Origin of the sequence: Nguyenibacter vanlangensis (assembly GCF_013376155.1) — a bacterium.
In the GTDB taxonomy this organism is placed as follows: domain Bacteria; phylum Pseudomonadota; class Alphaproteobacteria; order Acetobacterales; family Acetobacteraceae; genus Gluconacetobacter; species Gluconacetobacter vanlangensis.
In genome coordinates this window covers 1-5,976 of the sequence record NZ_JABXXP010000143.1, presented here as the reverse complement: position 1 = coordinate 5,976, position 5,976 = coordinate 1, and the positions used below count along the sequence as shown (strand labels likewise).

The 5,976-nt window shown below is 67.9% G+C and carries 9 protein-coding genes; 6 read left to right on the top strand and 3 right to left on the bottom strand.

What is annotated here, in order from left to right; translation table 11 throughout:
- The 4 genes from HUK84_RS08965 to HUK84_RS08950 all read left to right on the top strand — a co-directional run.
- Positions 1-477: AIR synthase-related protein (locus HUK84_RS08965; RefSeq protein ID WP_246285568.1), on the top strand; the 477-nt coding region annotated here is incomplete at its 5' end.
- 114 nt (positions 478-591) lie between these two features.
- Positions 592-834 carry a BolA family protein gene (locus tag HUK84_RS08960; RefSeq protein WP_176639991.1) on the top strand — a complete coding sequence of 81 codons (243 nt, stop codon included), beginning with the start codon at positions 592-594 and terminating at the stop codon, positions 832-834.
- A gap of 66 nt (positions 835-900) precedes the next feature.
- Positions 901-1,236 carry a Grx4 family monothiol glutaredoxin gene (grxD, locus tag HUK84_RS08955; RefSeq protein WP_176639990.1) on the top strand — a complete coding sequence of 112 codons (336 nt, stop codon included), beginning with the start codon at positions 901-903 and terminating at the stop codon, positions 1,234-1,236.
- 170 nt (positions 1,237-1,406) lie between these two features.
- Positions 1,407-1,793, top strand: a complete 387-nt coding sequence (locus tag HUK84_RS08950; protein ID WP_317135267.1) for a hypothetical protein — start codon at positions 1,407-1,409, stop codon at positions 1,791-1,793.
- A 21-nt stretch (positions 1,794-1,814) separates the two neighbouring features.
- Here HUK84_RS08950 and HUK84_RS08945 read toward each other — a convergent pair whose 3' ends face one another.
- Positions 1,815-2,210 (bottom strand): YraN family protein, encoded by a 396-nt coding sequence (locus HUK84_RS08945; RefSeq protein WP_176639989.1) that lies wholly within the window; start codon positions 2,208-2,210, stop codon positions 1,815-1,817.
- Positions 2,211-2,293: 83 nt separating this feature from the next.
- Here HUK84_RS08945 and cls point away from each other — a divergent pair, with 83 nt between their 5' ends.
- Entirely contained in the window at positions 2,294-3,712 is a 1,419-nt protein-coding gene (cls, locus tag HUK84_RS08940) for a cardiolipin synthase (protein ID WP_176639988.1), read from the top strand.
- Positions 3,713-3,733: 21 nt separating this feature from the next.
- Here the strand turns inward: cls and HUK84_RS08935 are convergent, their stop codons facing one another.
- Positions 3,734-4,399, bottom strand: a complete 666-nt coding sequence (locus HUK84_RS08935) for an endonuclease/exonuclease/phosphatase family protein (RefSeq protein WP_176639987.1) — start codon at positions 4,397-4,399, stop codon at positions 3,734-3,736.
- Complete coding sequence (locus HUK84_RS08930) at positions 4,396-5,472, bottom strand: AI-2E family transporter (RefSeq protein WP_176639986.1); 1,077 nt, start codon at positions 5,470-5,472, stop codon at positions 4,396-4,398. The genes HUK84_RS08935 and HUK84_RS08930 overlap by 4 nt, the downstream gene beginning before the upstream one ends.
- A 134-nt stretch (positions 5,473-5,606) precedes the next feature.
- Between HUK84_RS08930 and HUK84_RS08925 the strand changes: the two genes are divergently transcribed.
- The coding region (locus tag HUK84_RS08925; RefSeq protein WP_281362773.1) for a rhodanese-like domain-containing protein at positions 5,607-5,976 on the top strand (370 nt) is incomplete at its 3' end.

The window sequence follows — 5,976 nt, the reverse complement described above, 5'->3', positions numbered from 1 at the left end:
CTGGTCGGCGCGACACGGGGCGAACTCGGCCAGTCCCTCTGGCTGCGCGAAATCCACGGGCGCGAGGACGGGCCGCCGCCCGCGCTGGACCTCGCGGCCGAACGGCGCAACGGCGATTTCGTGCGCGGGCAGATCGAAGCCGGCCACGTGCTGGCCTGCCACGACGTGGCCGATGGCGGGCTGCTGGTCACGCTGGCGGAAATGGTCATGGCCGGCAATGTGGGCTGCGTGCTCGCCGCTCCGCCCTCCGGCATCCGCCCCGAATCCTTCTGGTTCGCCGAGGACCAGTCGCGCTACGTCGTCGCCGTCCGCGACGAAGATGCCTTCATCGCGTCCGCCGCGGCGGCGGGGGTCGAAACCCGCATCCTCGGCCGATCCGGCGGCGACGGTTTGACATTGCCCAGCGGCGCCACAATATCGACGGCACGGTTGAACGCGGTCAATTCGGCGTTTTTCCCGGCCTTGATGGACCGTTAGAGCGGATCGCGATCGGGTGGCCTCACCCGATCACGCGAAGATGCTCTACAAAACAACGTTTTAGGGTGCGTCATGACTGGTCTGTCCCATCATGACGCGCAGGAGCAATAGCCGATGCCGATGACGGCGCAGGAAATCGAAGCCTATATCCGCACCGCGCTGCCGGACGCCTCGATCAGCATCGAGGACCTGGCCGGGGACGGCGATCACTATGCCTGCACGGTCGTCAGCGAGGCCTTTCGCGGCCTTTCGCGCGTGCGCCAGCACCAGGTTGTCTACGCGGCGCTGCAGGGCCATATGGGCGGCAAGCTGCACGCCCTGGCCCTGCAGACCAGCGTGCCCCAACCCGAATCATAAAAGTCCGAGTCATAGAAGTCCGGGTCATAAACCCGAATCATAACCCCGTCGCAATCAGGATCGAACATGGCTGACACAATCACGCAGCGTATCCAGCAAGACATCGATGCCAACCCGGTCATGCTGTACATGAAGGGCACGGCCCAGTTCCCGCAATGCGGCTTCTCGGCCAAGGTGGTCCAGATCCTCGGCCATGTGGGCGTGCCCTTCCAGACCGCCAACGTGCTGGCGGATCCCGAACTGCGCCAGGGCATCAAGGATTTCACCAACTGGCCGACCGTGCCGCAGCTCTATGTCAAGGGCGAGTTCATCGGCGGCTGCGACATCGTGACCGAAATGTTCCTCAGCGGCGAGCTGGAAAAGCTCTTCGCCGAGAAGGGCATCGTGCCGGCCTCGGCCTGACGCGCGCCCATTATCCCCGGCCCTATTGCCTCGGGCCCGATCATCTCAGGAAAGCGGGCCGGATCGTTGATCCGGCCCGCTTTTTTTCGTTCCCACCCCCGACAGCCCCTTGTCCCCGCCCGGACATCTCGCGTAGCTTTTGGCCACCGGGTCAAAAAATGGGGTGGTTCATGCGTCGCATCGCAGTCAGGGTCGCAATCGCAAGGGCGGTTTCCTGCATGCTGGGGGCCTGCGTGCTGGGAACCGGCGCCACGCTGCTGGCATCCTCCGCCGCCCATGCCCAACGCGTCATCACGGATGACGAGGCCGGGCGCCTGACCCTGGACGCCCTGACCGCGCCGCCGCCGGTGCGCCACATCGTCTATCGCCGCGCCTTCCACGCGTCCTATGGCGTCCCCGCCGCCCACGCCCATGCCTATCGCATGGCCACGCGGCCACGCGCCATCGTCCGCACTGTCGCCTATCATCCGCACGTCGCCGCATCCGGCCGCCACGGGGTCTCCAGGGTCGGGGGACATTGGGGGGCCGCGTCGCACGGGGGCCATCACCGGACCTGACGGACCCTGCGCGCCACCCGGCTATTCCAGCCTGAACGCGTCTTCGATCCGGTGCACGGCATCGTCCGCCGTCACCAGCAGAACGTCGAAACGCATCTCCGCATAACGCCAGTGCGGATTGGCCGCGCACAGCGCCGCCGCCGCGTTCATCAGGCGCCCGGCCTGGCGCGCGCCCAGGATCGCGCCTTCGCTGGCCGTCACATCGTCGTCGTACAGGGGCCGGCTCTTGACCTCGGCAAACACCAGCATGTCGTCCCGCGCCGCCACCAGGTCGATCTCTCCCCACGCGGTCCGCGCGCGCCGCAGCAGGATCGTCCAGCCCGCATCGCGCAGCCACAGCGCCGCCAGTTGCTCCGCCCGCACCCCCCGGCGATAGGCGCCCGCGCCGCGCGCCCGCCTGCGCCCATCATCATTCATGACGCCGCGTACCACTCCGTCCCCCCATTCCGCCGCATTGCCCGTTCACCGCCTTTTGACCCGTCCCGCTTCACCATGACCCCATGCTGCTGATGTCCTGGCATACGCTCATCATGCTCGCCTTGGCGGCCCGGGTCTGTGTGGCGGCCTGCGTGACAATGCACGTCCTGCTGAACAAGCGCGAGGTCGGCGCCGCGATCGGCTGGATCGGCATCACGGCGCTGATGCCGTTCACCGGCGGCGCGCTCTATGTCATGTTCGGCATCAATCGCGTGCATCGCCGCGCCCGCAAGCTGATCGGCCGGCAGAGCTGGCACAGCCGCACCGTCTCCTCGCGCTGGAAACGCACCGAAGAGGGCGGCTTCGCGCCGCTGGCCGACATGGTCGGCAAGCTGACCGGCCGCCCGCTCATGAGCGGCAACCTCGTCCAGATGCTCCATGACGGCGACGAAGCCTACCCCCAGATGCTCGACGCGATCGGCGGCGCCGGCAGCTCCGTGCTGCTCTGCTCCTACATCTTCCGCGCCGATGACGCCGGCGACCGGTTCATCGCCGCGCTGATCGCCGCCCATCGCCGGGGGGTCGCGGTGCGCGTGCTGGTCGACGGCATCGGCAGCGGCTATTTCCGCAGCCCGGCCGCCCATGCCCTGCGCCGGGCGGGCGTGCCGGTCGGCCGCTTCATGCACTCCATGCTGCCGTGGCGCATGCCCTTCATCAACATGCGCAACCACAAGAAGATCCTGGTGGTGGATGGCCGCCTCGGCTTCATGGGCGGCCTGAATATCGGCCAGGAAAACCTGGTCGCCCACCACCCCGACCATCCGGTGTCGGACACGCATTTCCGGATCGAAGGCCCGGTCGTCCACCAATTGGCCGAAGCCTTCGCCCAGGATTGGGCCTTCACCACCGGCGAGGACCTGCCGGCCGACCCCTTCTTCCCCGAACTGGCCCCGACCGGCGACGTCCCGGCCCGCATCGTCACCGCCGGCCCGGATTCCGACCTCGAGAAGATCGAATATACGATGCTCCAGGCGATGACGATGGCGCGCCGCTCCATCCGCCTGATGACGCCCTATTTCCTGCCGGGCGAACGGTTCCTGACCGAACTGGCCCTGGCCGCCCTGCGCGGGATCGAGGTCGACATCGTCATGCCCGGCCATAGCAACCATACGCTGATCGACTGGGCCCGCGCGGCCAATCTCCAGCGTTTCCTCGATTCCGGCTGCCGCGTCTGGCAGGCCAGCCCGCCCTTCAACCATTCCAAACTGATGGTGGTCGACCGCCACTGGACCTTCGTCGGCAGCTCGAATCTCGACGTCCGCAGCCTGCGCCTGAATTTCGAAGTCAATATCGAGGCTTATGACACCGCCACCGCGCGGCTGATCGACGATTTCATCACCACCCACCGCCGTCACCGGCTGACCCACTACGACCTGGATCGCCGCCCCCTGCCGGTCAGGCTGCGCGACGCGGCGGCCCGCCTGCTGCTGCCCTATCTGTGACTGCCTCTATCTGTGACTGCCCTATCTGTGACTACTCGACCGTTCCAGCCGCACGGTGATCGGCCGGTGGTCCGATACGTAATTCTCCAGCACTCGCGCCTCCCGGCAGGTCAGGCCCCGCACCATGCAGCGATCGATGCGGATCGGCAGCATGTCGACCATCCGGTGGGTCGGCGCGCGCGGCCCCACATCGTGGAAATGCGGCATCAGGGTCGGCCCCACCAGGTTGAAATCCCCCAGCACCGCCGCATGGGCCGGCAGAATCTCGCCCAGCCGACGCAATTGCCGCCGGTTCATGATCTGGCCGTGCGACAGATGCACGTTCGCGACCGTAAAGCCGAAGGTCGAGCACTCGATCATCTGCGCCACCCGGCGCACCAGCGGGCCCGAGGGCAGGGTGCAGGCGACCGGGTGGCGACGGAACGGGGCAGGGCTCCAGCATGCCACGCCATGAATCCGGCCGGGCAGGGGGCTGCGCGCATAATGGCCGCCGATCAGGCGCGGCAGCGCGTCGAAATCCGCCGTCGCCTCCTGCATCAGCAGCAGGTCGGGCCGTTCCTCCGCGACCAGTTGCGCGACGTCGCGCGGCGTGGCGCCGACCAGGCGCAGCAGATTCCAGCTCACGATCTTGCGCTCGGTGCCATGAGACGTGTGCCCAGGAAGGGCGGACATCGGGGCGACATTCATGACTCGATGAAATTCTCCTCTATCGGCCCCGTGTCCCCGGCGGGCGCCTGGCCGTCGGCCGCGAATTCCGCCGTCAGGGTATAGCCCACCCCCAGCAGGACCGGACCAAGGAAAATCCCCAGCCCGCCAAAGGTCCACACCCCGCCCAGCACCCCCAGCACCGTCAGCAGATAGGGCAGTTGCGCCCCGCGCGAGATGAACATCGGCCGGATGACGTGGTCGGCGCCGGAAATCACCAGCACCCCATAGGCCAGCAGGAAGATCCCCCACCCCATATGATGCGACACGATCAGCACCAGCGCCCCCGGTATCCAGATCAGCGGCGCGCCGATCGGCAGCACCGCCACGCACGCGGTCATGACGCCGAACAGCACCGGCTCGGGCAGCCCGGTCACCGCGAATCCCAGCCCGGTCAGGATACCCTGCACGATCGCGGTGCCCAGGATGCCATAGACGGTGCCGCGGATGGTGCGGCCGACGATGCTCAGGATCCGCTCGGCATAGGCTCCGGCAATGCGCCGGATCAGCGCGCAGAAGGTCGCGCCCAGCGCATCGCCCCCCAGCCAGAAGAAGAACGCGATGAACAGCGCCATGCCCAGATTGACCAGCCCGCTGGCGACATGCATCAGCCCGGACAGCATCGACTGGGCGATGCTGCCGGCATAGGGGCGGATGAACCGCTCGGCATGGCCCAGGTCCGTGCTCCACTGGGACCACAGATCCACCAGGTCGGGCCCGACATGCGGAATGCGCGCCAGCCAGGCGGGCGGGGGCGGAAGCTGGATCGACCGCGCCAGGGTGCCGATCAGCCCTTCGATCGTGCCGGGCAGGTCGGCGATGCTGGTGCTCACCACCACCGCCAGCGGCAGGGCGACGACCAGCGCCGTCAGCACGGTCATGCCGATCGCGGCGATCACCGGGCCGGACCGGCGCCGCAGCCGGGCGAAGACCGGCCAGGTCGAAAAGGTCAGGATCGCCGCCCACAGCAGGGCCGACAGGAACGGATAGAGGATGGCACCGCAGCCGAAGGCCACGCCTCCCAGCAACAGCCCCATCATGATGCGCTCGGCCATGCTCTCCCGCCATCGCTCACGCCGCCGGCGGCACTCCGGCGCCCGGCGATCATGTCCCGCTTGACTTCGCCGGGCAAGCGCCCGACCGATAGCCACCAGACCGTTGGATATGGTGCCGCAAAGGACCCCCGCCTATGCATCCTCTGATTTCGCCGGCCGAACTGCTCGCCCGCCTCGACGCGCCCGATCTCGTCACGCTCGACGCCACGATGGCGCTCCCGGGCGAGGATTTCGACCCGGCACAGCGATTCCGGCAGGCGCACATCCCCGGCGCGCGCGCTTTTGATATCGAACTCTTCTCCGATCCCGACGCCACGCTGCCGCACATGATCCCGAGCCAGTCCCGATTCGGCGAACTGGCCCGCGCGCTCGGCCTGTCCGACGCGTCCCACATCGTCTTCTACGACCAGGGCAACGCTGCCTCCGCCGCCCGGGCCTGGTGGCTGGCCGGCCTGTTCGGCGCCGATCGGGGCCAGGTACTCGATGGCGGCCTGCCGGCCTGGC